At 66.6% G+C, this 22893-nt stretch carries 22 protein-coding genes and 2 riboswitches; of the genes, 11 read left to right on the top strand and 11 right to left on the bottom strand.

Translation table 11 applies throughout. From position 1 onward, the window contains the following. The first annotated feature begins 62 nt into the window (after positions 1-62). The 3 genes from FOE78_RS11320 to vapC are packed head-to-tail and all read left to right on the top strand — an operon-like array spanning position 63 to position 1213. The gene (locus FOE78_RS11320; protein WP_168207481.1) at positions 63-533 is read left to right on the top strand and encodes a DUF2505 domain-containing protein; all 471 of its coding nucleotides are present in this window, start codon (positions 63-65) and stop codon (positions 531-533) included. 55 nt (positions 534-588) lie between these two features. Continuing rightward, the gene (locus FOE78_RS11315; protein WP_168207480.1) at positions 589-801 is read left to right on the top strand and encodes a type II toxin-antitoxin system VapB family antitoxin; all 213 of its coding nucleotides are present in this window, start codon (positions 589-591) and stop codon (positions 799-801) included. Position 802: 1 nt separating this feature from the next. Beyond that, complete coding sequence (vapC, locus tag FOE78_RS11310; protein ID WP_168207479.1) at positions 803-1213, top strand: type II toxin-antitoxin system VapC family toxin; 411 nt, start codon at positions 803-805, stop codon at positions 1211-1213. Between the two features lie 12 nt (positions 1214-1225). Here the strand turns inward: vapC and pruA are convergent, their stop codons facing one another. The 5 genes from pruA to FOE78_RS11285 all read right to left on the bottom strand — a co-directional run bounded on the left by pruA (position 1226) and on the right by FOE78_RS11285 (position 5995). Next, positions 1226-2851 (bottom strand): L-glutamate gamma-semialdehyde dehydrogenase, encoded by a 1626-nt coding sequence (gene pruA / locus FOE78_RS11305; RefSeq protein ID WP_143986378.1) that lies wholly within the window; start codon positions 2849-2851, stop codon positions 1226-1228. Between the two features lie 41 nt (positions 2852-2892). Beyond that, entirely contained in the window at positions 2893-3711 is an 819-nt protein-coding gene (ku, locus tag FOE78_RS11300) for a non-homologous end joining protein Ku (RefSeq protein ID WP_143986377.1), read from the bottom strand. A gap of 59 nt (positions 3712-3770) precedes the next feature. Next, positions 3771-4268, bottom strand: a complete 498-nt coding sequence (locus FOE78_RS11295) for a DUF6912 family protein (RefSeq protein ID WP_143986376.1) — start codon at positions 4266-4268, stop codon at positions 3771-3773. 2 nt (positions 4269-4270) lie between these two features. Next, the gene (locus FOE78_RS11290) at positions 4271-5689 is read right to left on the bottom strand and encodes a wax ester/triacylglycerol synthase family O-acyltransferase (RefSeq protein ID WP_143986375.1); all 1419 of its coding nucleotides are present in this window, start codon (positions 5687-5689) and stop codon (positions 4271-4273) included. 66 nt (positions 5690-5755) lie between these two features. After that, positions 5756-5995, bottom strand: a complete 240-nt coding sequence (locus FOE78_RS11285; RefSeq protein ID WP_143986374.1) for a hypothetical protein — start codon at positions 5993-5995, stop codon at positions 5756-5758. A 65-nt stretch (positions 5996-6060) separates the two neighbouring features. On the opposite strand from FOE78_RS11285, the gene FOE78_RS11280 reads away from it, so the two are divergent. Then, on the top strand, positions 6061-7233 hold the full coding sequence (locus FOE78_RS11280; RefSeq protein WP_228266161.1) for a Gfo/Idh/MocA family protein: 1173 nt from the start codon (positions 6061-6063) through the stop codon (positions 7231-7233). On the opposite strand, the gene FOE78_RS11275 is transcribed toward FOE78_RS11280, so the two are convergent. Next, positions 7220-7876 (bottom strand): DedA family protein, encoded by a 657-nt coding sequence (locus FOE78_RS11275; protein WP_143986372.1) that lies wholly within the window; start codon positions 7874-7876, stop codon positions 7220-7222. The genes FOE78_RS11280 and FOE78_RS11275 overlap by 14 nt on opposite strands. 87 nt (positions 7877-7963) lie before the next feature. On the opposite strand from FOE78_RS11275, the gene FOE78_RS11270 reads away from it, so the two are divergent. Together FOE78_RS11270 and FOE78_RS11265 are read left to right on the top strand one after the other, a co-directional pair. Next, positions 7964-9133, top strand: a complete 1170-nt coding sequence (locus FOE78_RS11270) for a sensor histidine kinase (protein WP_168207478.1) — start codon at positions 7964-7966, stop codon at positions 9131-9133. Further along, positions 9124-9765 carry a response regulator gene (locus FOE78_RS11265; RefSeq protein ID WP_143986370.1) on the top strand — a complete coding sequence of 214 codons (642 nt, stop codon included), beginning with the start codon at positions 9124-9126 and terminating at the stop codon, positions 9763-9765. Before FOE78_RS11270 ends, FOE78_RS11265 begins: the two co-directional genes overlap by 10 nt. A gap of 25 nt (positions 9766-9790) precedes the next feature. On the opposite strand, the gene FOE78_RS23600 is transcribed toward FOE78_RS11265, so the two are convergent. Further along, on the bottom strand, positions 9791-9928 hold the full coding sequence (locus tag FOE78_RS23600; RefSeq protein ID WP_168207477.1) for a hypothetical protein: 138 nt from the start codon (positions 9926-9928) through the stop codon (positions 9791-9793). Between the two features lie 23 nt (positions 9929-9951). On the opposite strand from FOE78_RS23600, the gene FOE78_RS11260 reads away from it, so the two are divergent. Next, entirely contained in the window at positions 9952-10539 is a 588-nt protein-coding gene (locus FOE78_RS11260; protein WP_143986369.1) for an AAA family ATPase, read from the top strand. 27 nt (positions 10540-10566) lie between these two features. Here FOE78_RS11260 and FOE78_RS11255 read toward each other — a convergent pair whose 3' ends face one another. Both FOE78_RS11255 and FOE78_RS11250 read right to left on the bottom strand, forming a co-directional pair. Beyond that, positions 10567-12102 carry a S53 family peptidase gene (locus FOE78_RS11255; protein WP_143986368.1) on the bottom strand — a complete coding sequence of 512 codons (1536 nt, stop codon included), beginning with the start codon at positions 12100-12102 and terminating at the stop codon, positions 10567-10569. 15 nt (positions 12103-12117) lie between these two features. Beyond that, the gene (locus FOE78_RS11250; protein WP_143986367.1) at positions 12118-12618 is read right to left on the bottom strand and encodes a 2'-5' RNA ligase family protein; all 501 of its coding nucleotides are present in this window, start codon (positions 12616-12618) and stop codon (positions 12118-12120) included. 259 nt (positions 12619-12877) lie between these two features. On the opposite strand from FOE78_RS11250, the gene FOE78_RS11245 reads away from it, so the two are divergent. The 3 genes from FOE78_RS11245 to FOE78_RS11235 all read left to right on the top strand — a co-directional run bounded on the left by FOE78_RS11245 (position 12878) and on the right by FOE78_RS11235 (position 18979). Then, entirely contained in the window at positions 12878-14848 is a 1971-nt protein-coding gene (locus FOE78_RS11245) for a hypothetical protein (protein ID WP_143986366.1), read from the top strand. A gap of 101 nt (positions 14849-14949) precedes the next feature. After that, positions 14950-15176: riboswitch (cobalamin riboswitch) on the top strand. 138 nt (positions 15177-15314) lie between these two features. Further along, complete coding sequence (locus tag FOE78_RS11240; protein WP_143986365.1) at positions 15315-17933, top strand: ribonucleoside-diphosphate reductase subunit alpha; 2619 nt, start codon at positions 15315-15317, stop codon at positions 17931-17933. 56 nt (positions 17934-17989) lie between these two features. Continuing rightward, positions 17990-18979: a ribonucleotide-diphosphate reductase subunit beta gene (locus tag FOE78_RS11235; protein ID WP_143986364.1), complete on the top strand. Its 990-nt coding sequence runs from the start codon at positions 17990-17992 to the stop codon at positions 18977-18979. 53 nt (positions 18980-19032) lie between these two features. On the opposite strand, the gene metE is transcribed toward FOE78_RS11235, so the two are convergent. Next, positions 19033-21330 (bottom strand): 5-methyltetrahydropteroyltriglutamate--homocysteine S-methyltransferase, encoded by a 2298-nt coding sequence (gene metE, locus FOE78_RS11230; RefSeq protein ID WP_143986363.1) that lies wholly within the window; start codon positions 21328-21330, stop codon positions 19033-19035. A 43-nt stretch (positions 21331-21373) separates the two neighbouring features. Beyond that, positions 21374-21577, bottom strand: a riboswitch (cobalamin riboswitch). 44 nt (positions 21578-21621) lie between these two features. On the opposite strand from metE, the gene FOE78_RS11225 reads away from it, so the two are divergent. Then, positions 21622-22134, top strand: a complete 513-nt coding sequence (locus tag FOE78_RS11225) for a MarR family winged helix-turn-helix transcriptional regulator (protein ID WP_143986362.1) — start codon at positions 21622-21624, stop codon at positions 22132-22134. On the opposite strand, the gene FOE78_RS11220 is transcribed toward FOE78_RS11225, so the two are convergent. Then, complete coding sequence (locus FOE78_RS11220) at positions 22109-22891, bottom strand: polyprenol monophosphomannose synthase (protein ID WP_143986361.1); 783 nt, start codon at positions 22889-22891, stop codon at positions 22109-22111. The two genes, FOE78_RS11225 and FOE78_RS11220, sit on opposite strands and share 26 nt — an antisense overlap. Positions 22892-22893 lie beyond the last annotated feature (2 nt).

Below are 22893 nucleotides of genomic sequence, written 5' to 3'. Positions count from 1 at the left end.
CCCTCACCCCAGGAGCTGTGGCAGGTCCGGCCGTGTTTCGGAGGTAGGACATGATGGGCCGCATGGATATCGATTCCCACGCCGATTTCGCCGCCGATCCGGCCCGCGTCTTCGACATGCTCACCGACAAGTCTTTTCTGGAGAAGGTCTGCGAGCGGACGCACGCCACCTCGTACGACGTGATCGTCGACGGCTCGAACGTCAAGACCAGCCGGGACCTGCCCGCGCCCGACGCCGCCCGCCCGTTCACCGGCGACAAGCTGACCGTGGTCGAGGAGATCACCTGGGCCGAGGCGGGCGCAGACGGCGGCCGCAGCGGCGCGGTCACCATGAAGGTGCCCGGACAGCCGGTGTCGTTCAACGGCAAGTACCAGCTGGCGGCCGGCGGTTCCGGCAGCCGGCTCAGCCTGACCGGCGTGCTGAAGGTGAACGTGCCGCTGCTCGGCAAGAAGTTGGAAGAGTCTGCGGCCCCGGCCGTGCTGGCGGGTTTCAAGACCCAGGAGCAGCTCGGCGCCGACTATCTCGCCCGCTGACCACCGTTGCGACGTTGGCTCATCGTCGAAGTTGATCAAGGTGTAGCGTGTGTGTATGACGCGCACCAACATCGACATCGACGATGAGCTGGTCGAGACGGTGATGAAACAGAATCACCTCAAGACCAAGCGGGAAGCCGTCGACTTCGCGCTGCGCAGAACGGTACGGAGAATGCCGACCACGGAAGAGTTTCTCGCACTGAGAGGCATCGGATTCCCGATGTCGAACGATGAGATCGAGGGCCTCTCCGAACCCAAGGACTGGTGAGATGGCCGAACTGGTCGACTCGTCGGTTTGGATCGACTATCTGCGTAACCTGCCATCAGCCGCGACGGCACACTTGACCGAGGTGCTGACCGCCCGACCCGAGGATCTGCTCGGCTGTCCGCCGGTGCGCATGGAGCTGAGCGTGCCGTCGGAAGAGATGACGCGGCGGCGCACTCTCGCGATCTACGACCAACTCGATTCCGTCCACGTCATGGACGAAGACTTCGACAGTGCCGCCGAGATATTTCGGGATGTCCGCAGCTCGGGCCACACGGTCCGGTCGATGGTCGACTGTCTGATCGCAGCTTTGGCGGAGCGATCCAGCGTGAGGCTGGTCCACGCGGACATCGACTACATCCGCATCCAAGCTGTTCGACCGAACCTTGCCACGTTGAGTTTGCTCCAGGATTGAAGCGATGACCGATCAGCCCATGTGCGGATAGCGATGGTCCGTCGGCGGCACCAGGGTTTCCTTGACCGAACGCGGACTGGCCCAGCGGATCAGATGCCAGATCGAGCCGGCCTTGTCGTTGGTGCCGGAGGCCCGGGAGCCGCCGAACGGCTGCTGGCCGACGATCGAACCGGTCGGCCGGTCGTTGACGTAGAAGTTGCCGGCCGCGAACCGCAGCCGCCGATGCGCGAGGTCGATCGCGGACCGGTCGGTGGCGAAGACCGCGCCGGTCAGTCCGTACGGGGCCGAGCTGTCGACGAGGTCGAGGGTCTGCTCGTACTGATCGTCCGGATAGGCGTACACGCTCAGAATCGGGCCGAAGTACTCGTCGGAGAAGACCTCGTGCTTCGGGTTCGGTGAGCTGATCACCGTCGGCCGGACGAACCAGCCGACGCTGTCGTCAGTGCCGCCGCCGACCAGGATGTCGACGTCGGCGGCGTCGCGGAGCCTGGAGAACAGCTGGCTGTGTTTGTCGAAGGCCCGCCGATCGATCACCGCCGAGGTGAAGTTGCCGAAGTCGCGTACGTCGCCGACCGGCAGCGCGGCCGCGGTGTCCAGGAACTCGTCCTTGATCCTGTCCCACAGACTCTGCGGCAGGTAGGCACGGGAGACGGCCGAGCACTTCTGCCCGCAGTATTCGAAGGCGCCGCGGACCAGGGCGGTGACCAGCGGCGCCGGTTCGGCACTGGGGTGCGCCACGACGAAGTCCTTCCCGCCGGTCTCCCCCACGATCCGCGGATAGCCGCGGAGCGCGCCGATGTTGGCGCCCACGGTGCTCCACAGATGCTGGAAGGTGCGGGTCGAGCCGGTGAAATGAATGCCGGCCAGCGCCGGATGCGCCAGCGCGACCGCGGACAGGTCGATGCCGTCGCCGGGCAGCAGGTTGATCACCCCGGCTGGCAGCCCGGCCGCCTCCAGCAGCCGCATGGTGAAGTGAGCGGCGAGCTGCTGGGTCGGGCTGGGCTTCCACACCACCACGTTGCCCATCAGCGCCGGCGCCGTTGGCAGGTTGCCGGCGATCGCGGTGAAGTTGAACGGGGTGATCGCGTAGACGAACCCCTCCAACGGGCGGTACTCGACCCGATTCCACACGCCCGCCGGCGAGATCGGCTGCTCGGCGCGGATCCTGCTTGCGTAGCCGACGTTGAAGCGGAGGAAGTCGATCAGCTCGCAGGCGGCGTCGATCTCGGCCTGCTGCACGGTCTTGCCCTGGCCCAGCATGGTGGCCGCGTTCAGGGTGTCGCGCCACGGCCCGGACAACAGCTCGGCCGCGCGCAGGAAGATCGCCGCTCGCTCGTCGAAGGTGGTCGCAGCCCAGGCCGGAGCCGCCGCCAGGGCTGCCTCGATCGCGGCCCGCGCGTCGGCGGTGCTCGCCGCCGCGGATCGTCCGAGGACGTGATGGTGGTCCGATGGCATGGTGACCTCGAACGAGGCACCGCCGGCCATCCGCTGCTCGCCTCCGATGGTGGCGGTCAGCTCGACCTGATCGCCCGCCAACTCCTTGAGTTTGGCCTCCAGGCTCGCTCGCTCGGCGCTACCGGGGGCATAGCCGAGGACCTTTTCGTTGACCGGATCCGGAACGACAGTCTGCGCATCCACGCCCCCAAACTAACGCCGCCGGAACCAATGTCGCTGTGCGATCAGACCGCCTTCTTCGACTTCTTGGTCGACTCGCCGGACTCCTCCCGACGCTTCTTCGCGGCCTCGACGGAGGCACGCAGCGCGGCCACCAGGTCGACCACCTCGGCCTCCTGCGGCGCCTCCTCCTCGGGCAGTTCGGCGCCCTCCAGTTTGGACTGAACCAACGTCTCGACCGCCTGCCGATAGCTGTCGGTGTATTCGTCGGGGTTGAAGTCGCCGGCCAGCGCCTCGATGAAGTTCTGCGCCATCGCCACCTCCGCGTCGGAGACCGACACGTCGGCCGACGGGGCGGCGAAACTGCCGTCGCGCAGTTCGTCCGGCCAGAGCATGGTGTGCATCAGCAGCATGCCGTCCTTGGGCCGGATCAGCGCCAGTGATTCACGGGATCGCAGCGCCACCTTGACCAGGGCACACCGCTCGGTCTTGATCAGCGCGTCCCGAAGCAACACGTACGGCTTGGTGCCGGCAGTCTCCGCCTCCAGGAAGTAGGTGCGGGCGAAGTAGGTGGGATCGATGTCCTCCTCGCCCACGAACTGCACCACCTCGACCGCCTTGGTGGTCGGCAGCGGCAGCGAGGCCATGTCCTCGTTGTCCAAGATCACCATCCGGCCGTCGGACAGCTCATAGCCCTTGGCGATCTCGCCGTACGGGATCTCGTTGCCGCACTTCTCGCAGACCCGCTTGTACTTGATCCGGCCGCCGTCCTCAGGATGTACCTGACGGAAGCTGACGTCCTTTTCTTCGGTCGCCGAGAACAGCTTGATCGGGATGGTGACCAAGCCGAACGAGATGGCGCCCTTCCAGATAGAACGAGGCATGGGCCTAGTCTGCCCGAGGATGCGGACATTTCTCAGCTGTTAAGCCGTCCGGACGCTGATCACCAGTTCTCGTCGGGGGTGTGCCAGAGGAGTTCGTGATCATCGAGGGCCTTGACGGCAGGCAACTCGAGGATCGCGGCCAGTTGTTGATCTTCGCCGGCCATGATCGCCTTGCGGGCGGCGGCGACCGCGACGGCGGCTGCGGGTTCGTCGACGAAGACGGCGGTCACGTCCTGCCAGGCCAGGCCGCGCACCTGTATCGAGCCGTAGTCGACGTCGGCGCGTCCGTCGGCGACTCGGGAGATCGGCACGTCGGCGGCCAGCACCAGCCGGCGATCGTCGTCGCCCTCGGCCAGTCCGGCCACCGAGGCATAGACCTGCGCGGCGTAGTCGGCATCCTCGCGCTCGTCCGGACGATAGTCGTGGGCCTTGATCAGCTGACCGGTGGCGGCGAAGCCGGGCAGTTCGTCATCGGTGTTGCCGGCCGTGCGGATCGCTCGCGCGGCGGCGTGGGTCAGCGGGATGAAGATCATCATCCGAGGCGGCTGGGCGCTCATGATCACCGATCGTCTTCCGGTCGAAGGTCTTCCAAGGCATCGGTGATGCATTGGGCCAGTACCTCAAGATCATCGAACGCGTCCCGGTCGGCGTTCAGTCCGATCATGATCTTGCCCTGGTACGAGGTGATGCCGATCGCCAGCAGATGACCGTCGGTCAGCGGCAGCACCGGGTAGCTCTCCGACAGCTCCGCTACGCCGAGATAGACCGGTGCCTGCGGGCCGGGCGCGTTGCTGATCAACACGTCGTACGGCTGGCTGGTCGGCGCTGCGGCCGACCGGGTCCCGAGTGCGTGCAGGGTGGGCGGCGCGAAACCGGCGAGCTCGGCGAGCTCTCGGGCCGACACCGGCTGTCCGGATTCCTTGCAGGGCTGAGTTTCTCGGCCGAGCTGTTGCAGCCGGGCCGACGCGTTCGGCTCACCGATCGGCAGGGTGGTCAACCGCCCGACGACGCGACTACCGAGCGAGGTGACGCCCGACGCGTCGTCCTCGACGACACTGATCGGGACCAGCGCGGTCAGCGTGGAGTCCGCGGTGACGATCTCTCCGCGCGTCATCAGCCAGGTCCTAAAGCCCCCGGTGATCACCGCCAGCAACACGTCGTGAAGGTCTTGATCATGGTCGGTGCCGATTGCGCGAAGATCATCGAGCTCGAGCGGTACGACCTCGATCCGGCGTTGATCACCGACCGAGCCGGTCAACGGAGTCTGCGGCTGTGTTCGGGCCCCACGCAGCGCGTCGGCGACAAGATCACCGAACGGCTCACCCCGGCCGACGGCCTCGCCGATCGAAACCGCGGTGCCGTAGGCGTCGGTCAGGGCGTTCTGCAGATTGCTCACGGTGCCGGCCGGGTTCTGCACGCTCTTGTTCAGCGCTCCGACGACCAACTCGATCGTCGTCGGTGCGGGCAACGGATGCCAGCTCTCCTCCGGCGCGATCTCGGTCGACGGAGCGTCCTCCAGCAGGACCTGGACGAGGTCGACGGTGTCGATGCCGTCGACGACGCTGGGATGGGTCTTGGCCACCAGCGCGAATTGATCATGTTCGAGCCGCTCGACCAGATAGAGCTCCCAGAGCGGCCGCGACCGGTCCATCCGTCTGGACAGCACCCGTTCAGCGAACTCACGAAGTTGCTGCGGGTTTCCCGGCCGCGGCACCGCCGCACGACGGACGTGAAAGGTCAGGTCGAAGTCGCCGTCATCGACCCAGACCGGCTCCGCCAGCCGGCCGGGAACGCTGAGAATCCGTTGCCGATAACGCGGGACGTAGCGGATCCGATCGCGGATCAGGTCGATCAGCCGGTCGAAGTCGAATCCGGACGGCCCGGAGCTGAACACCGCCACCGTGCCGACAGCCGCCGGGGTGCGTGCCCCGTCCAGAGTCAGCGTGGCCTGCTCCGCTGCGGTCAAGCGCTCCGGCATCCCACTCCTCACTCCGATCGCTCGTCGTTCCCACGACGACTGCTCAGGCTACGACGACTGCTCAGGCTACTCGGGGCGCTGTGCACCTCGGCGGGAGTTGCGGAGATGCCGGCGCGCCGTCCGTTCGTTGCCGCGCCGATAGTTGCCGGTCAGCCGGGCCATCAGAAGTTGCGCGTCCTCGGACTCGACATCCTCGATGAAGTCGGCCGCCCGGCGCCCCCGCAGCACCGTCGCCTTGATCCCGTGATGGGTGATCACGACCTCACCCCCACGCACCACGTACTCGAATCCCTCGGCGGCAGCCATGACCCAGAACGTACGAAACGATGCCCGGTGCGGCAAGCACGTTTCGCCCCAATAGGCTCGGCCGGGTGATCACCGAGGACGGGGACAAACAGCGGTTGCGGGTCGGCGTGGTCGGGTTCGGTTGGATGGGACAACTGCATTCGCGGTCCTATCTCCGGGTCGGGCAGCACTATCCCGATCTTGGACTGCGGCCCGAACTGGTGGCGGTGGCCGACAGTGCATCGGATGATCGACTGCGGCGCGCCGTCGAGGCGTACGGGTTTGCCGACACCTACACCGACTGGCGGGAGTTGATCGCCCGCGACGACATCGACCTGGTCAGCATCACCGCACCGAACTTCCTGCATCACGAGGTCGGGATCGCTGCCGCGCGAGCGGGCAAGCACGTCTGGATCGAGAAGCCGGCCGGCCGGAGCGCCGCCGAGACACGCGAGATCAGGGACGCGGTCGCCGCGGCCGGTCGGCACTCCGCGGCCGGCTTCAACTATCGGCATCCCCCGGCCGTGCAGCTGGCCAAGTCCATGATCGAATCCGGCCGGCTCGGCACCCTCGAACACATCACCGTGCGACTGCTCGCCGACTACGCCGCCGATCCGAGAGCCCTGCTGTCGTGGCGATTCGAGCAAGCACGGGCCGGTTCGGGCGTGCTCGGCGACCTGGTCAGTCACGGAGTTGATCTTGCTCGCTATCTGGTCGGCGAGATCACCGAGTTGATCAGTGATCAGGCGACCTTCATCCCGCAGCGCCAGCGCGGCGCGGTGACCGCGGACCGGAGCGCGCACGGCACCGGTCCGCTGGCCGAGGTGGAGAACGAGGACTACACCCATGCCCTGCTGAGATTCGCCGGCGGTGTCCGCGGCACGTTGGAGTCGAGTCGGGTCGCGGTCGGCGAGCAGTGCACGTACGGCTTCGAGGTGCATGGTGATCAAGGTGCGGTCGCCTGGGACTTCCGGCGGATGGGTGAGCTGCAGATCTGCCGCGGGGACGACTACGTGGACGCCGGCTACGTCACGCACTTCGTCCGGCCCGGCGACGGAGAGCTCGGCAGCTTCCAGCCCGGTTCCGGGGTGGCGATGAGCTTCGACGACCTGAAGGTGATCGAGGCGGCGCAGTTGATCACCGCGATCGCCACCGGCCGGGCGGTAGGCCCGACGCTGGACGATGCGGTGATCGCCGCCGAAGCGGTGGAGGCGATGCAGACCTCGGCACTCGAACGCCGCTGGATCACTCTCTGCTGAGTGCGTCCTGTCGCCCCGCTGCAGCCGCGCGCCAACGACGGATGGCCAGCACCAGCAACAGCACGATCGCGGCCACCGCGGCGGCGACGACGACCTTCTGGAACACTCCGACCCCGTCCTCGACCAGATGCCATTGACTGCCGAGCAGGAAACCCAGCCCCACCAGCACCGTGTTCCAGATCCCGCTGCCGATCGCGGTGAGCAGGGCGAACTGCAGGATCGGCATCCTGCGCACACCGGCCGGGACGGAGATCAGACTCCGTACGATCGGAACCAGCCGGCCGATCAGGACCGCCTTGCTGCCGTGACGATCGAACCAGGCTTCGGCCTTGTCCAGGTCCTCCACGCTCATCAACGGCAGCTTGTCCACCAACCGGCGTAGCCGTCGTTCGCCGAGCGCGGTACCGATCCCGTACAGGATCAGCGCTCCGACGACCGACCCGATCGTGGTCCAGATCAGCGCCTGCCAGAGCACAAGCTTTCCTTGTCCGGCGGTGAATCCGGCCAAGGGCAGAATCAGCTCACTGGGGATCGGCGGGAACAGGTTCTCCAAGGCGACGGCAATCCCGGCACCCAGCGCTCCCAACTGCTCCATGATCCACAGCACGAAGTCGTTGATGGCCGACAGCACGTTCTCGATCATGGCGTCGAGGTTATGAGCCGAAATCCAGCCGGCACACTGCGGAAAACCGCAATTCGGCCACAGCCCGGGCTAGGTAGTCTCGGCGCCGTGAACCGGACGCGCGATCTCTCCAGGGGCGGTCGCCTACTGTTCGGAGTCCTGCTCGGCGCGATCAGCTGGCCGATCGACCTCGTTGCGCTGATCGCCACGGCGGTTGCACGACTGGCCGGTCGAGGACGGCGTCCGGCGATGATCATGGTCGGCTGGCATCGCCGCCGCCTCACCCGTTGGCTGCGCTGGGCCGATCGCGGCGAAGTCACCGATCGGCGCGCCCCTGCCTATCTCGGCGTACGAGCGTCGATCGGGATCCTCGCCATGGCGGTCCTCGGCTTGCTCGCGTACGGGATCTGGTCGGTGGCCGCGGTGTTGCTGTCCTGGCTGTTCGGAGTCCGAGTAACCGTGCTCGACTCCGTCGGCGACGGTCGGATCGGCACGGCAACGGTGCTCGGGTTGATCTTGCCCGGTGCGCTGCTGCTCTTCCTCAACCTGATGGGCGTCTCCGGCGTAGCCGCGCTCGATCGGATGGCTGCCGACCGCTGGCTGCGCCCCAGTCGCAACGACGTCCTGCAGCAGGAGGTTGACGAGCTTCGACTGAGTCGCTCCGACCTGGTCGCGGCGATCGACGCCGAACGAGCTCGGATCGAACGCGATCTGCATGACGGTGTGCAACAGCGGGCGGTCGCCCTGGGCCTGTTGATCAATCGCGCCCGCCGCCGACTCGGCACCGGTCAGCCCGCGTCCGACCTGCTCGACCGGGCCGGCATCGAAGCTGCCGGCATGCTCGACGATCTTCGCGAGGTCGCGTGGCGGGTCAGACCGAGCACGCTCGAAGCCATCGGCCTCGCCGCCACCTTGGCCCAACTGGCGGACCGTTCCACTCCCCCGGTCAAGATCAACTGGCCCGATCCGGTGCGACTGCCGGCCGCGCACGAGACCTGCATCTACTACGTCGTCTCCGAGTGTCTGACCAACGCCGGCAGGCACTCGGCCGCGACCCGGGTCGACGTCGAGATCAGCGCCGATGATCAACGTGTCACCGTGATCATCACCGATGACGGTGTCGGCGGCGCCGAGCCACGTGCCGGACACGGGTTGGCCGGACTCACGGGCCGCCTCGCCGCCTTGAACGGCACGGTCACGATCCACAGTCCGGCCGGCGGACCGACCATGATCACGACCGTGCTGCCGCTGCCCGCGACGGAGCCGGTATGCGAGTGATCATCGCCGAGGACTCGGCACTGCTGCGTGAAGGCATCCGCAGTCTGCTGCTCGACGAAGGGCATCAGGTGCCGGCCGCGGTCGGCGACGGACAGCAGCTGCTTCCGGCGGTGGCGGCCGAACAACCGGACCTGGTGATCATCGACGTACGGATGCCGCCGACGCACACCGATGAGGGAATCCAAGCAGCGTTGGAGATTCGCCGACGTTGGCCCGAGATCGGGATCATCGTGCTGTCCCAGTACGTGGAACCCGAATTCAGCACTCGGCTGATGTCCGAGGGGCACGCCCTGGGCTACCTGCTGAAAGATCGAGTGATGGGCGTCGATCACTTCCTCGATGCGCTGGAGCGGGTGCACAGTGGCGATCTGGTGCTCGACCCGGAAGTCGTGCGGCAACTGCTGGAGCGCACCACCCAGACCGATCCGCTGGCCCGGCTCACCGATCGTGAACGGGAGGTTCTGGAGCAGATGGCACAGGGCCGCACCAACGCCGGGATCGCGCGCCGGCTCTACATCTCGCCGTCAGCGGTGGAGAAACACGCGAACGCGATCTTCGACAAGCTCGGACTGTCGGCCAGCGGCGGCTACAGCCGTCGAATCCTTGCTGTGTTGCGATTCCTGGGGAGCTAGGGCGTGCCTGTTACGCCCTAGTCGTTCAGCGTCGAGGACGGGGCCGCAGCACGACGTCGGTGATCACAGCGTCGCTCGGCAACAACAACGCGTACAGAACTGTGTCGGCCACCAACCGCCCGTTGCCGCGCCGCGCTCCCGTGATCACGAACCGCATGCTCATGCCGCAAACCCTATGCTGGCCGAATGACGGAGAGCTCCGAGGTGCAGCCATCCGACGACGTCGAGCTTCATCCGACCTTGATCGTCGTCAGCGGTCAGGCCGGTTCCGGCAAGACCACGCTGGCGCACCGGCTCGCCGCCGCGATCGGCTGCCCGGCGATCTGCCGGGACGAGATCAAGGAAGGCATGGTGCATGCGTACGGGGCCGGGTTTGTCGCCGCGACCTCCGATCCGCTGACCATGCGGACCTTCCCGCTGTTCTTCGACTGCGTACGGCTGCTGCTGGCCGGCGGCGTGACGGTCGTCGCCGAGGCCGCCTTCCAGCACACCTTGTGGGTGCAGGGACTGAGTCCGCTGCGGGAGTTCGCCGAGCTGCGCGTGGTCCGCTGTGGTACGCCCGACGAGGTGCTGGTGGAGCGGCGGCACCGGCGACTGGCCGAGGTGGCGACCCGGTCGGCGCACGCCGACTCCGAGATCCTGCACCCCCAGACTTCTCGGGATCGCTTGCCTGCTTGGGATGCCATCCATCTCGGCGTTCCCACACTCGACGTCGACACCACCGACGAATACCGGCCGGGACTGGACGCGATCGTCGACTTCGTCAACAGTTGATCATCGACGACATCGAAGCGTGGCACCTCAGTCGGTGTGCAGGACGCTGAGCAACTGCGAGCCGACCGGGACGCCGAGGCCGGTGCACGGATCCCAGCCGGGACCGGCCTGATAGGCACCGTTGTCGCCGGTGGTGATGTCGCGGAAGCCGGGCGGCGTCGTACCTGATGTTGCCTTTGCGTACAAGGAAGGTTGCAACAGTCCGAACGGACGACCGGCGCTCTGCGCCAATCGGCACAGCAGCGCTGCCCAGAGCGGTGCAACGGCACTTGTCCCGCCGTACACCGCCTGCTTGCCGTCGACCAGCACCTGGTATCCCGTTTGTGGATCTGCGTTCCCGGCCACATCGGGCACGCCGCGTCCGGAGTTGCTGCTGCCGGAGCGGTCCGGGACGCCGACCTCTCCCTGCCAGCTGGGCGTCGGGAACACGTCGCTGACGCCGCCACCGGTGGCGCCGCCGTTTGCGCCGCCGTTCCAGGTGGTCTCACTGTCCACGGTGCTGCCGGTGGCGTGCAACGTCGTCCCGCCGCAGCCGAGCGCATGCGGACTCGACGCCGGGAAGTCCACGTGCGCGGCGCCGTCGTCCTGTCTGTCGGCGCTGCCGTCGTCGCCGGCGGCGACGGTCACCGTGACGCCCAGCAGCGCGGCGTCGTTGAGCGCGTCGTCCATCGCGGTCCGGGACTGGGCGCTCCACTGGTCCTCGCTCTGCCCCCAGCTGATGCTGATCACGGTCGGTGCCGGGGCGGCGTGCGCGGCCTGGGAAATCGCGTCCAGGAAACCGGCGTCGGTGTTCGGCGCGAAGTACACCGGGATCTTCGCGGCCGGGGCCAACGCGCCGGCGATCTCGATGTCCAGCATCACCTCGCCGTCGTCGTTGGCGTTCCCCGGGCTGTTCTGGGCGCCGTCGACACTCTCTGCCGTCACGGTGGGACTCGGTACGCCGAGTCCGCCGAAGTAGGTCGCCAGATCGGCTTCGGAGAAACCCCCACCGAGCTCGATCAGGGCGAGTGTTTGACCGGTCCCATCAGTGTCTGCGGGGAACTGGTAGGCCTCGCCGACCTGGATCGGGGTGTAGCTGACCGCACCGGCCGCTGCGCGTCGGCTGTGCGGTCTCGCCTGCGGTCGGTCGTCCAGGCCGAGCACGGCGGTGACGATGCCGGAAAGCTCGTCGGGCAGGCTGAGGTCGTCGGCGTGATGCCGTACCCGGCCACCGCCGACGGCATCCGGCAGCCGGTAGCTCTGCAGCGAGACTCCGAACATCGCGTTCATCGCCGCGACACTGCCTTGCACTCGGATCCGTCGGGACGCCGGGTCCTCCTCCAGCACGGCGAGACCGGCGTCGGTCAGCAACCGTCGCGCGACAGCAAGGTCGTCGGGGTGAGCGCCGTAGCGCTCGGCGAGCTCGTCGCGAGTCAGCACGTCGGTCACCGATTCGGGTTCGGCGCGGCGCCGGAACACCAGCGTCGCCTCGACCACGTCCTGCTCCGGTGCCGGACCGACCAACTGGGCGCCGGTGACCGGAGGCCGAGCGCTGCCCGCAAGGAACTGCCGTTGTGCTGCCATGCCTCCATCCTGCGCTCATTCGGTACGTTCGGCCGGCAGCGAATCATCGCTGAGCGGACAGATCGCCGAGATCCGACGCGTCGGCTCGCTGCAGTCGAGAACGGCGAGTGCGGTAAGAGTCACCGATTCGCCGGGGCGTACGGCCTGAGCGTCATGGGTGTGGCTGATGTGCGGTCGGTATCCGTCGGCGTTGTAGTCGTAGCGTCGCGGCCGCGCGCCGGCCATCCGTGCCGCTTCCAGCAACTCGAGGTGGAGTTGTCGGAGCTGCGGAGACGGATCGATGATCGTGACGGAGACGTCCTGAGCGTCGCCGAACTGCTCGTAGCCCACCGCCTGAACCTCAACCGGTCCGTTGGACATCGCAACCTCACCGATCGCCACAAGCACTGGTTGTAGCTGGTTGGGCGGCACCCGGATGGTAGGAAGTGCGGTCAGGTGAAGGGGCACGCCGCCCTGCTCGAACTCGTCGCCGATCTTCATCGGGGAGAGCGGAGCGATGATCACCAACTCAGCCACGGTCGCAGATTAGTCGATTGTCGGTATCGGGTTGCGTCTGCCGGATTGGTTGTGCGGCCTTGTCTACGGGACTGCTCGCACCGAATCGTGGAAGCGAGCGGGGCACTGGAGAGGCTGCTGGCGCGATGGCTCGCGTGCGACCGAGGAGCAGGCCCTTGCCCGCTGCGCGCAGTAGACATGGGCGGGAATCTCATCCGTTGTCATCCCGCACGGCGGCTGTCGAGATGAACTGTCGGAAGCCTGGTTTAGATTCGTCTGTATGAGCGAATCGTCGGTGGCAGGGCTGGGGGCGAGGGAGTCCCTGACCTTGTTGTCGACCTCGCGGGCGGCGCGGCGTCGCAGTGAGTGTGACGACCTGATCGTGGTCGCGCATTACGCCGATCTGCACCCGCCGGAGTTGTTGGAGGGTCGGCCGGTGGTGCGCGGGATGGAACGGGCGATCCGGCTGGGTGGCGAGGGGACGCCGGCCGTGACCGAGTTCTGCGCAGTCGAGCTCGGCGCCGCGCTCGGCCTGCCGGATCGGCAGGCCCGGGAGCTGATCGCCGACACGTTGGATCTGCGGCATCGGCTCCCGCGGTTGTGGGAGTTGGTGCTACGCGGGATCGCGCCGGTGGAGCGGGTGCGGGAGATCGCCCGCCGCACCCGGGCCCTGGCGCCGGAGGCGGCGCGGGTGGTGGATGGTGAGGTTGTCGGCTATGTGCACAGCATCTCGTCGTGGGGTCGCCTGTTCGACGAGGTCGATGCGGCGATCCTGCGGGCCGACCCGGCCCGGGCCGAGCGGTTGGCCCGGCGGGCGCGGGATGGCCGGTTTGTGAAGATCTCGCGCCGGACCCGGTACGGGACCCGGTCAGTGACGGCCCGGATCGATGCCGATTACGCGGTCTGGATGCAGGCCACCATCGACACCATCACCAAGGCGATCACCGGCCCGACCGGGCTGCCGGCCGAGGTCGGAGACCGACACTGCGAAGAGCCGCAGGAGTTCCAAGCCCAAGCATTTGGGCTGATGGGACTGCCCTTGCTGTCCACCCGGCTGCTGGCCCAGGCACAACACCCCGACCTGTTCACCGACGACAGGCAACCAGACAACCCGAAGCAGACCCGCCATGATCAGAACGAGCATGATCAGAACGGCCATGATCACGAACCCGATAACCGCGGCCACGATGAAGCGCCGACTGGCGATACTGCTGGAACCACAGACGGCGGCCATCCGCATGCCGAGGACCGGGATCATCCACCGCGGCCGGAAGATCACCAACCTGCCCGTCAGAACCGGCGCGGCCGACAAAGCAACGACAACCATGAAGCCGCGCGCAGCAATCACCTGACACCCACTGCCACGGCGCCGGGAGATCGTGAGACCTCCTTCTCCGACGATCGCGGCTCGACGAGTGATCATGATCAGGACCTGGCCGCGACCGGTGAACACGCGTCGAGGAACGATCACGAGTCGAGCAGCCCGAATGGATGCGGGACGATCGGTTACGAAGTTGATCATGGTGACCTGCGCCGGGTCCCGATACCCGTCGACCCCGACCAGAGGCTGAGCCGAGACACCGCGTTCTGGCTGGCCCGGATCAACCCCAGCAAACTGCTTCCCAAAGTGGTGTTGCACGTGCACATCTCCGCCGACACCGCCACCATCGGCCCCGGCGTCGCCCGAGTCGAAGGCATCGGCCCGATGCTCGCCTCCCAGATCCGGGACTGGCTCGGTGCCCGCTGCAGGATCCGGCTACAACCCATCGTCGACTACGCCGACATCCACCCGGTGGACGCCTACGAAGTGCCGGATGCGATGCGTAACGCGCTGTTGGCCAGGACCCCGGCGAGCTGCTTTCCCAATTCGGCCAACCGCAGCAGATCGATGCAGGCCGACCACACCATCGCCTACCGACGAACCGGCGGGCCCGGAGGCAACGCCCCGCCGGGTCAGACCGGGCTGCACAATCTGGGACCGCTGGGCCAGACCGAGCACCGGATCAAGACCCACGGTGGCTGGTCGGCGCGGCAGCCCGTGCCGGGCACCTACGTGTGGCGAACCCGCTACGGGCGGGTGCTGATCGTCAACGACTCCGGTAGCCACGACCTCGGCAACAACAGGTTCGCAACCGCCGTCTGGCACGCCGCCCTGGCAGCCCGCGGGGATCCCAGTGCCAACGTGGGTGATGACCGACCGCGCCGCAGCGACCTGGAATGGGCCATGCTGCGGAAGCTCGAGGTCGCCTGAGCTGACGGTGGGGATGTCAGGCCCGGCTGTCGGCGCGGGCGACGTGCCCGAAACACACCGACACCCAGATCTGGGTAGTTACATCGGTGTGGTTTCCATATATAGTGGTCTTCGCAGCTGGTTCTTCCGGCCATCCAGGTCGGCGGAGGCAACAGGGAATCCGGTGCAAGACCGGAACTGCCCCGCAGCGGTGAGAGGGAACGAACGTCGTCATCAAGCACTGAGGTCAACGCGAGATCTTGGGAAGCGACGACCAGTAGGAAACGCACCCGAACCACGGGTGCTCGTGCCCACGAGTCCGAAGACCTGCCAACTGTGTGGTCCGCAGCCGCGAGGGACGGCGTTGGTACCTGATCGTCGTTGCCGGCATGCGTGCATGCCGCTGCCAGAATCGATCAGTTCCCAGGCTCCCCTCTCGGCCCAGCGGGCAGGTACCGCGGCCAGTCACTTCACGAGGGATGGACAGATGACGAGCACTTCAGAGATCAACCCCACCGAGATCACCGTGATCAAGCGCGACGGCACTCGGGCCCCGTACGACGGGTACGAGATCGCGCGATCGATCGAGGAGGCCAGCCGTGGCCTCGACGACTCGGTCACCCGCGCCACCCAGATCGCCTCCGAACTGGAGATCACGCTGTTCGACGGCATCACCAGCCGGCAACTGGACGAGGCCGTCATCCAGGTGGCCCTCGGCAACGTGAAGGACGATCCGGCATTCGACACCATCGCGGCGCGGCTGTTGATCAAGACCTTCTACAAGGCTGTCCTCGGTGACGGCATCAGTCGAGATGATCTTCGCGAACGCCATCGCAGCCACTTCGCCGGCTATCTGCAGCAGAGCGTCGACAGTGGCCTTCTTGATCATCGGCTGACCGAGCTTTTTGATCTTGACCGTCTCGCCGCCGCACTCGATCCGGACCGCGATGACCTGCTCCGTTACATCGGCGCCCAAACTCTGCGCACCCGCTACATGACCAGCACCCACGACGGACAGCCGCTCGAGGTGCCGCAGTTCTTCTGGATGCGGGTGGCGATGGGCCTTTCGCTCAACGAGGACGACCCGACGAGCGTCGCAATCTCCTTGTACGACAGGATGTCCCGCCTGGAGTACCTCGCCGCCGGCTCGACGCTGGTCAACGCCGGCACCGCGTACGCCCAGCTCTCCAACTGCTTCGTGATGCAGGCCGAGGACGACATCGAACACATCGCCAAGTCGATCCGGGACGTCATGTGGATCACCAAGGGCACCGGCGGCATCGGCTTCTCGGTGACCAAGCTCCGCAGCGAGGGCTCCCCGATCCGGTCCAACAACACCACCTCGACCGGACCGATCCCGTTCATGCACACCATCGACTCGACCCTGCGCGCGGTTTCCCGCGGCGGCAAGAAGTTCGGCGCATTGTGTTTCTACATGGAGAACTGGCATCTGGACTTCGCCCAGTTCCTCGACCTGCGACAGAACTCCGGCGACCCCTACCGACGCGCCCGCACCGCCAACACCGCAGTCTGGATCTCCGACGAATTCATGAAGCGGGTCGAGCGCGACGACGACTGGTATCTGTTCGATCCGCTCGAGGTCGCCGATCTGGTCGAGCTGTCCGGAGCCGCGTTCTCCCAACGCTACAACGAATATGTCGCGATGGCCGAGCGCGGCGAGATCCAGCGCTTCGCCAAGGTCAGAGCCCGCGAGCAGTACCGGTCGATCTTGATCTCCCTACAGACCACCTCGCATCCGTGGCTGACCTGGAAGGACACGATCAACACGCGGGCGCTGAACAACAACACCGGCACCATCCATCTGTCCAACCTGTGCACGGAAATCTGCCTGCCGCAGGACCGCGACAACATCAGCGTCTGCAACCTGGCCTCGATCAACCTCTCCCGGCACCTGATCGGCGCCAAGCAGCAGGCCCGGATCGACTGGAAGCGGCTGGCCGAATCGGTTCGATTGGCGGTTCGCCAGCTGGACAACCTGGTCGACATCACCATCTCCTCGGTGCCGGAATCCGAGCGCTCCAACGAGCTCAACCGTGCCGTCGGTCTCGGGCTGATGGGCTTCACCGATCTGACCGAGCGGCTCGGCTTGAGCTACGAGAGCGAGCAGGCGTACGAGCTGATCGACGAGTTGACCGAGTTCATCAGCTACCACGCGATCGACGCCAGCGCTGATCTTGCTCGGATGCGCGGCAGCTACGCGAACTTCGCCGGCTCCCGCTGGTCGCAGGGGCTGGTTCCGATCGACACCCTGGATGCGCTGGAGTCCGATCGCGGTATCCCGGTCGAGGTCGACCGGGCCACCCGGCTGGACTGGGACGGGTTGCGGGCAAAGGTCAAGGGCGGGATGCGAAACGCGACCCTGATGGCGATAGCGCCGACCGCGTCCATCGGACTGGTCGCCGGGACGACGCCTGGGCTGGATCCGCAGTTCAGCCAGATCTTCAGCCGGGCCACCTCGGCCGGGAAGTTCCTCGAGGTCAATCGCAACCTGGTCGCCGACCTGGTCGAACGCGGCCTCTGGGACGAGGTCAAGGACGAGTTGTTGCGCACCCAAGGCGACCTGTCCAAGATCAACTCGGTGCCATGGGATTTGAAGGAGACCTATCGGACCTCCTTCCAGCTCTCCCCCTACGCCTATCTGAACGTCGCCGCGCGGGCGCAGAAGTGGATCGATCAGGCGATCAGCCGGAACATCTACCTGGCCGGCCGCGACATCGGCGAGATGGTCGACCTCTACAGCGCCGCCTGGAAGATGGGCGTGAAGACCACCTACTACCTGCACATGATGCCCCGGCACACCGCCGAGCAGAGCACGGTCAAGATCAACAAGGCGGAACAACTGCGCAGCCAGGAATCGGCATCGACCTCCCGCTCCTCGTCGGGCGGCAGACGGGGCTTCGGCGGGTTCGCTCGGCCCAGCTCGCCGCGGTCACCCGAGCCACAGGCAGACAGCACGGTGCTGCCGGTGATCGATACCGACGCCGAACGGGTCACCCAACACGAGGGCTACGACACCGAAGAGGTCGACGGCGCCTACTGCCCGATCGACCCCCAGGAACGCCTGCAGTGTGAGTCCTGCCAGTAGGCGTTCACGGTCCAGTTCACGGCACGTCCATTTCGATACTAAGGAGTGACCTTTTCATGTCCAGCAAGGGAATTCTCGGCACCGGGATCAGCGAGGGACTGCTTCTCAAGCCGGTCACCTACCCGTGGGCGTACGAGCTCTACAACCAGGCGGTGGCCAACACCTGGTTCCCGCACGAGATCCAGCTCGGCGAGGATCTCGGCGACTTCGCCAGGATGACCGACGAGGAGCGGCACGCGCTCACCCACCTGATGAGCTACTTCAACCCGAACGAACTGCTGGTCAACAAGTCGCTGGCGTTCGGCGTCTACCCGTATCTCAACGCCGCCGAGTGCCATCTCTACCTGGCCAAGCAGATGTGGGAGGAGGCCAACCACTGCATGGCTTTCGAGTACGTGCTGGAGACGTTCCCGATCGACCGAGCCGCCGCGTACGAGTCGCACGTCAACGTGGGTTCGATGGCGGCCAAGGAGGCCTTCGAGGTCAAGTACATCAAGCAAATGGCCGAGCAGAGTCTGGACATCGGCACCACCGAGGGAAAACGCGACTTCGTCCGAAATCTCGTTGCTTACAACGTGATTCTGGAAGGGATCTGGTTCTACTCCGGCTTCATGGTGGCGCTCAGCTTCCGGCAGCGCAATCTGCTGCGCAACTTCGGTTCCTTGATCGACTGGATCGTCCGCGACGAGAGCCTGCACCTGAAGTTCGGCATCAACCTGATCTTGACCGTACTGGACGAGAACGAGGATCTGCAGACTCCGGAGTTCGCCGACGAGATCCGGCAGATGATCATCGACGCGGTGCAGATGGAGGTCGCCTACAACGCCGACCTGTTGCCCCGCGGGATCCTCGGCATGAACGCCGACTACGTCAACCAGTACGTGAAGTACATGGCCGATCGGCGCCTCGAGGAGCTCGGCTTCGAGGCGGCCTTCGGCGTCGCCAACCCGGCCAAGTGGATGGCGACTGCCAACGACACCCTGCAGTTGGTCAACTTCTTCGAGTCGATCAACACGTCGTACGAGGTTGACGCCCGCGCGCACTGATCCCTGAGCTTGTCGAAGGGGCGGTCCGCACGCCTTGCTCAGGACCCTCTGGCTCAGCCGGCAGAGTCCTGCCGGACCTGCTCTGCGGCCGCCACCAGATTGGCGAGACTGGATCGCGCTTCCGGGTATCCACGGGTCTTCAGGCCGCAGTCGGGATTGGCCCAGACGCGATCACCGAAGGCGGCCAGCGCGGTTCGAAGATGATCAACGATCTCGTCGGTATCGGGAACCCGCGGCGAATGGATGTCCCACACGCCCGGACCGACCTCGTTCGGATAACCGGCAGCAGCAAGATCAGCAACGATCGCCATCTTCGACCGCGCCGCCTCCAGACTGATCACGTCCGCGTCCATCGCGATGATCGCGTCCAACACATCACCGAACTCCGCGTAACACATGTGGGTGTGGATCTGCGTCCGGTTCGCGACACCGCCGACGGTCAGCCGGAACGACTCGACCGCCCAGCGCAGATACTCGGCGCGATCCGCCGCCCGCAACGGAAGCGTCTCTCGCAACGCCGGCTCGTCCACCTGGATGATCTTGATCCCGGCCGCTTCCAGATCGGTCACCTCGTCCCGCAGCGCCAACGCCACCTGCCGAGCCGTCTCCGCCGGCGGTTGATCATCACGGACGAACGACCAGGCCAGCATCGTCACCGGACCGGTCAACATCCCCTTCACCGGCCGATCGGTCAGGCTCTGCGCAAACCGTGCCCACTCCACCGTCATCGGCGCCGGCCGGGACACGTCGCCGAGCAGGATCGGCGGCCGGACGTACCGGGTCCCGTACGACTGCACCCAGCCCTGCTCGGTGGCCACGTAGCCGTCCAGTTGTTCGGCGAAGTACTGCACCATGTCGTTGCGTTCGGGCTCCCCGTGCACCAAGACATCCAGCCCGAGGTGTTCCTGTTCGGTGATCACCGAACGGACCTCGTCCCGCATCACCTCGTCGTAGGCCGCCGGCGACAACTCGCCGCACCGCAACTTCGCCCGGGCTCGCCGCAATCCGCGGGTCTGCGGGAACGAGCCGATGGTCGTGGTCGGCACGTCCGGCAACCCCAGCTGCGCCCGTTGCTCGTCCCGGCGTTCCGGGTAGCCGGAACCTCGGTCGAGATCGGCAGCGCCGACGGCAGCAGCACGCCGGCGTACCGCAGGGTTGACGACCAGCGGCGAGTTGAGCCGGGCCTGCCGGGCATCCGTGCTGGCCCCGAGTTCCGCCGCGATCGCCGCTGCCCCTTCGTTCAGTCCACGGGCCAGGATGACGATCTCGGAGAGCTTCTGCCGGGCAAAGGAGAACCAGCCCGGGTACGAGGCCGCAAGGCCCGAATCACGCGTCACGTCCAGCGGCACGTGCAACAGCGAACACGAGGCCGCGACGGCGACCTCGCCGGCCAGCCGAGCCGCCCGCTGCGCCGACTCGAAGGTGCGCGGCAGGTCGGCCGCCCAGATGTTGCGCCCGTCGATCACCCCGGCGATCAAGCGCCGCCCGGGCAGTCCGCCGAGCCGCTCGAGATCATCCAGGTTCGCCGCCCCGGCACCGGTCAGGTCCAGGGCCAGGCCGTCGATCGGCGTTCCGGCCAACACCGGCAGCGCCGCGCCGAGCCGGCCGAAGTAACTGGCGATGATGATCTTGGGACGCTGCCGAACAGCAGCGAGGAGCCGATAGACCGAATCCACCTGCTGCAGTACGGAATCCGGCTGGTTGGTGACCAGGCACGGCTCGTCCACCTGCACCCACTCGACGCCGCGTTCGGCCAACCGGGACAGCAATTCGGCATACAGCGGCACGAGTCGATCCAGCAGCTCCAACGGCTGGAAGTCACCGCCTTCCCAAGCAGGCTTGGAAAGCAGCAGGAAGCTGACCGGTCCGATGATCACCGGCCGGGTCAGATACCCGGCCCGCAGCGCCTCGTCGAATTCGGCCAGCGGCTTGGTCGGGTCGAGCCGGAACTCGGTGTCCGGACCGAGCTCGGGCACCAGGTAGTGGTAGTTGGTGTCGAACCACTTGGTCATCTCCAGCGGCTCGGCCTCGTCGGTGCCGCGCGCCATCGCGAAGTAGCGGTCAAGGCCGGCATGCCCACGATGCCGATCCGGGATCGCTCCCAGCATCCAGGCCGCGTCGAGCATCTGGTCGTACAGCGAGAAATCGTTGCTGGGCAGCTCATCCAGGCCGGCCTGCCGCTGTTCGGCCCAGCGATCCAACCGCAGCTGACGCGCGACCTGCAGCAGATCCTCGGCCGTGATCTTGTGTGCCCAGTAGGCCTCGGTGGCCTTCTTCAGTTGACGTTCTGCGCCCAGTCGTGGATAGCCGAGGATGGTGCTCCTGCTGATCCCACTGTTCTTGTTGATCATGGTCTCTCCTTCGCGAGCCCAAGAGGTGTCTGCGGTACGCGGCTGCGCCCGCACACAACGGGCAGGTATTCGGACTCGCGGACACGGCCGGCGTGTTGCCGGCCCACTACTGGCCGTCGCTTCCCGGGTCGGCTGACCCAGTGCTGGTCCTCCCGGTCAGGAGGAGACGGCGGTCGTTTCCACTCACCGCTGCGGGGCAGTCCCGGATTCACACCGGGTTCCCTGAATCTGTTGCGTGAGGAACCCTAACCCGTGCCTCGGCGGTGGGAAGCGGTCTGACCGAGTGGCAGGATGTCTGAAGTGAATGACGCGCACACCCTGGCAGTCTCGCCCGCTCGGACCGCCAGCTCGGGCAAATCCGAACGCGACCACGAACTGATCACCCTGGCCGGTTTGCTGTTCGAGGCCGGCAGCGCGGTCCGGAATCGGGTCTCGGCGACACTGCGGGACGAGGTCGGCATCGCGCCCGAGGCGTTCGAGGTGCTGCTCCGGCTGTCCCGGTCACCGCAGGGTCGGCTGCGGATGTCCGAGCTCAGCCATCATCTGGACATCACCACCGGCGGCACCACCCGGATGATGGAGCGCCTGGAGCGCGACGGCCTGGTCCGCCGTACCCCGAGCACCGCGGACCGCCGGGTCGTCTACGCCGAGGTGACTGACACCGGCCGGGCCGAACTCGATCGGGCCCTCGACACCCACCTGGACGATCTGCACGACATCTTCACCACCCGGCTGAGCGCCGCCGACCTGGCCGATCTGGAACGCGGTCTGCGGGCGCTCAGGGACGCGATGCTCGGCGACTGAACAGCAGCCGCCACGGCATCAGCGCCGATTCCAACTGCACCGCCAGGGTCATCTTGGACTGGCCCTCGTTGCGTTCGGAGAACCGGATCGGCGTCTCGGTGATCTTGAAACCCTGCCGCACCGCGCGGTAGTTCATCTCCACCTGGAACGCGTAGCCGTTGCTGCGGATGGTGGCCACGTCGATGCTCCGCAGGGTGTCGGCCTTCCAGGCCTTGAAGCCGGCGGTCGCGTCCTTGACGTGCAGCCGCAGGATCACATTGACGTACGCGTTGGCCCAGGCCGAGAGCAGCCGCCGATACCAGGCCCACTCGCCGGCCGCCGAGCCACCGGCCACGTACCGCGATCCGAGCACCACACCGGCGTCGGTGTCGCGCAGCAGCCGCAGCATCTCGGGAACCACCTCGGTCGGGTGGGACAGATCGGCGTCCATCTGGATGACGACGTCGGCGCCCTCGTCGAGCGCCCGCGAGATGCCCGCGACGTAGGCGCGGCCGAGCCCGTTCTTCTCCGTACGATGCAGCACCGCGACCCGGTCCGGATGCTTCTCGGCCAGCTGGTCGGCGACCTCACCGGTGCCGTCGGGCGAGTTGTCGTCGACCACCAGCAGCTGCAGATTCTCGATCCCGAGGTCGGCCAGTCGGTCGGCCAGGATCGGCAGATTCTCCCGCTCGTTGTAGGTCGGGGTGACCACGACCACTCGAGGTGACGGTGGGTTGCGATCGGCTGCCGGTTGGGTCGGTTCGGCGGGGACGTTCAAGC

This window comes from Microlunatus elymi (genome assembly GCF_007362775.1).
Lineage (GTDB): Bacteria > Actinomycetota > Actinomycetes > Propionibacteriales > Propionibacteriaceae > Microlunatus > Microlunatus elymi.
The sequence above is the reverse complement of the archived record's forward strand: the minus strand, read 5'-3'. Positions and strand labels throughout refer to the sequence as shown.

What these genes read in the sequence shown, in the direction of transcription:
- FOE78_RS11235 (WP_143986364.1), top strand. Translation starts at nt 17,990, where the DNA reads ATGTCCAGCAAGGGAATTCTCGGCACCGGGATCAGCGAGGGACTGCTT.
- FOE78_RS11225 (WP_143986362.1), top strand. Translation starts at nt 21,622, where the DNA reads ATGTCTGAAGTGAATGACGCGCACACCCTGGCAGTCTCGCCCGCTCGG.
- FOE78_RS11245 (WP_143986366.1), top strand. Translation starts at nt 12,878, where the DNA reads ATGAGCGAATCGTCGGTGGCAGGGCTGGGGGCGAGGGAGTCCCTGACC.
- ku (WP_143986377.1), bottom strand. Translation starts at nt 3,711, where the DNA reads ATGCCTCGTTCTATCTGGAAGGGCGCCATCTCGTTCGGCTTGGTCACC.
- FOE78_RS11315 (WP_168207480.1), top strand. Translation starts at nt 589, where the DNA reads ATGACGCGCACCAACATCGACATCGACGATGAGCTGGTCGAGACGGTG.
- FOE78_RS11295 (WP_143986376.1), bottom strand. Translation starts at nt 4,268, where the DNA reads ATGAGCGCCCAGCCGCCTCGGATGATGATCTTCATCCCGCTGACCCAC.
- FOE78_RS11320 (WP_168207481.1), top strand. Translation starts at nt 63, where the DNA reads ATGGATATCGATTCCCACGCCGATTTCGCCGCCGATCCGGCCCGCGTC.
- metE (WP_143986363.1), bottom strand. Translation starts at nt 21,330, where the DNA reads ATGATCAACAAGAACAGTGGGATCAGCAGGAGCACCATCCTCGGCTAT.
- FOE78_RS11275 (WP_143986372.1), bottom strand. Translation starts at nt 7,876, where the DNA reads ATGATCGAGAACGTGCTGTCGGCCATCAACGACTTCGTGCTGTGGATC.
- FOE78_RS11255 (WP_143986368.1), bottom strand. Translation starts at nt 12,102, where the DNA reads ATGGCAGCACAACGGCAGTTCCTTGCGGGCAGCGCTCGGCCTCCGGTC.
- FOE78_RS23600 (WP_168207477.1), bottom strand. Translation starts at nt 9,928, where the DNA reads ATGAGCATGCGGTTCGTGATCACGGGAGCGCGGCGCGGCAACGGGCGG.
- vapC (WP_168207479.1), top strand. Translation starts at nt 803, where the DNA reads ATGGCCGAACTGGTCGACTCGTCGGTTTGGATCGACTATCTGCGTAAC.
- FOE78_RS11260 (WP_143986369.1), top strand. Translation starts at nt 9,952, where the DNA reads ATGACGGAGAGCTCCGAGGTGCAGCCATCCGACGACGTCGAGCTTCAT.
- FOE78_RS11265 (WP_143986370.1), top strand. Translation starts at nt 9,124, where the DNA reads ATGCGAGTGATCATCGCCGAGGACTCGGCACTGCTGCGTGAAGGCATC.
- FOE78_RS11290 (WP_143986375.1), bottom strand. Translation starts at nt 5,689, where the DNA reads ATGCCGGAGCGCTTGACCGCAGCGGAGCAGGCCACGCTGACTCTGGAC.
- FOE78_RS11240 (WP_143986365.1), top strand. Translation starts at nt 15,315, where the DNA reads ATGACGAGCACTTCAGAGATCAACCCCACCGAGATCACCGTGATCAAG.
- FOE78_RS11285 (WP_143986374.1), bottom strand. Translation starts at nt 5,995, where the DNA reads ATGGCTGCCGCCGAGGGATTCGAGTACGTGGTGCGTGGGGGTGAGGTC.